The sequence below is a fragment of the Streptomyces sp. NRRL S-350 genome (assembly GCF_000719705.1).
Lineage (GTDB): Bacteria > Actinomycetota > Actinomycetes > Streptomycetales > Streptomycetaceae > Kitasatospora.
Window position 1 is genome coordinate 1 of the sequence record NZ_JOHO01000150.1, and the last position, 2,302, is coordinate 2,302.

Genomic DNA, 2,302 nt, shown 5'->3' on the forward strand with positions numbered 1-2,302 from the left:
CTTGCCGCCGCGCACCGATCCTTGGACGGCTTGGGGGCTGGGTGTGCCGTTGGCTACGGCGGCCAGTGCGGCCAGCAGTTCCTCCCGGTCGGCACCGAAGACCATGGCCCGGTGCGCGAACAGCGTCCGCCCGGCCGCGAGGGCCTGGGCGACCTCGGCCGGGTGTCGGTCGCTGTCGGCTCCGATGAACTCGCCGATTCGGGCGGCCTGTTCGCGCAGCGCGGGTTCACTCTTCGCCGAGAGCAGCAGCGGCAGGAGGGCCTGCGGATCGGCCTGCGGCTCGGGCTGGGCCGCGGTCTGGGCGGTCTCCGGGGCGGCCTCCAGGATGATGTGGGCGTTGGTGCCGCTGATGCCGAAGGAGGAGACGGCGGCCCGGCGCGGGTGGCCGGTCTCGGGCCACTCCCGGGCCTCGGTGAGCAGTTCGACCGCGCCGGCGGTCCAGTCGACGTGTGGGGTCGGTTCGTCCACGTGCAGGGTCTTCGGCAGCACGCCGTGGCGCATCGCCTCGATCATCTTGATGATCCCGCCGACGCCGGCCGCGGCCTGGGTGTGGCCGATGTTGGACTTCAACGAGCCCAGCCAGAGCGGCTGTTCGGGATCGCGCTGCTGCCCGTAGGTGGCCAGCAGGGCCTCCGCCTCGATCGGGTCGCCCAGCGTGGTGCCGGTGCCATGGGCCTCGACCGCGTCGACCTGGTCGACCGTGAGCCGGGCGTCGGCCAGCGCGGCGCGGATCACCCGCTCCTGCGAGGGACCGTTCGGCGCGGTGAGCTGGCTGCTCTTGCCGTCCTGGTTCATTGCTGTGCCGCGGATGACCGCGAGCACCGGGTGCCCGGCGGCCTGGGCGTCGGAGAGCCGCTCCAGCAGGAGCATGCCGGCACCTTCCGCCCAGGCGACGCCGTCGGCGGAGCCGGCGAAGGACTTGCACCGCCCGTCCGGGGAGAGCCCGCGTTGGCGGCTGAACTCCAGGAAGGTGGTGGGTGTGGCCATCACGGTGACGCCGCCGGCCAGGGCCATGGTGCACTCGCCCCGCCGCAGCGCCTGGACGGCCAGGTGGAGCGCCACCAGCGAGGAGGAGCACGCGGTGTCGACGCTGACCGCCGGGCCCTCCAGTCCGAAGGTGTAGGAGATCCGGCCGGAGGCCACGCTGCCGGCGCTGCCGGTGCTGAGGTAGCCCTCGAAGCCGTCCGGGGTCCGGTCCGCCAGGCGGGTGCCGTAGTCGTAGTACATGACGCCGGTGAAGACCCCGACCGGCTTGCCGTGCAGGTTGTCCGGGGCGATCCCGGCCCGCTCGAACGCCTCCCAGCTGGTCTCCAGCAGCAGCCGCTGCTGAGGGTCGACGGCGAGGGCTTCGCGCGGGCTGATGCCGAAGAACTCGGGGTCGAACCGGTCGGCGTCGTAGAGGAAGCCGCCGTGGCGGGTGTAGGTCTTGCCGCGGGCGTCCGGGTCGGGGTCGTACATCTCCTCGATGTTCCAGCCGCGTCCGTCGGGGAAGTCGCCGATCGCGTCGACGCCGTCGGCGACCAGCCGCCAGAGCTGTTCGGGCGTTGTCACCCCGCCGGGGTACCGGCAGCCCATGCCGACGACGGCGATCGCGTCCTCGGCTCCGGCCGCCGGTGTGACCGGGGCCGGAGCGGCGAACTCCGTCTCCTTGCCGAGGAGTTCGCCCCGCAGGTAGGCGGCGAGCGCGGTGGGGGTGGGGTGGTTGAAGACGAGCGTCGCGGGCAGGCGCAGCCCGGTGGCGCGGGCGAGCGTGTTGCGCAGTTCGACGGCGGTCAGCGAGTCCAGGCCCAGCTCCAGGAAGCCGCGGTGGGCCGGGATCGCGTCGGGCTCGGAGTGGTGCAGCGCGGTGGCGAGTTGGGCGCGGACGAGGTCGAGCAGGGCCTGGTCCTGGGCCTCCGGGGAGAGACCGGCCAGGCGGGCCCGCAGACCGTGCTCGTCGGCCGGTCCGGCGTGCGCGCTGCGGCGCGGCACCGGCCCGACCAGGCCGCGCAGCAGCGGCTGGACGCCCGTGTCCGCGGCGCGCTGCCGCAGCGCGGCGAGGTCGAACCGGGCCGGCACGGTGACCGGGAGGTCCGTGCCGAGGGCGGCGTCGAACAGGGCGAGCGCCTCCGCGGTGGCCTGCGGCAGGATTCCGCGCCGGGCCATGCGGGCGCGGGCGGTGTCGCCCACGCCGCCGGTGAGCGCGCTGTCCTGGGCCCAGAGCCCCCAGGCGAGGGAGTGGGCGGGGAGGCCGTGGGTGTGGCGGTGGGTGGCGAGGGCGTCGAGGTAGGCGTTGGCGGCGGCGTAGTTGGCTTGTCCGGGG

1 protein-coding gene is annotated in these 2,302 nt (G+C 74.5%); it reads right to left on the reverse strand.

Annotated elements, in window-relative coordinates; genetic code table 11:
• A partial coding sequence (locus IF30_RS0140120) for a type I polyketide synthase (protein WP_030247989.1) occupies positions 1-2,302 on the reverse strand: 2,302 nt, incomplete at both ends.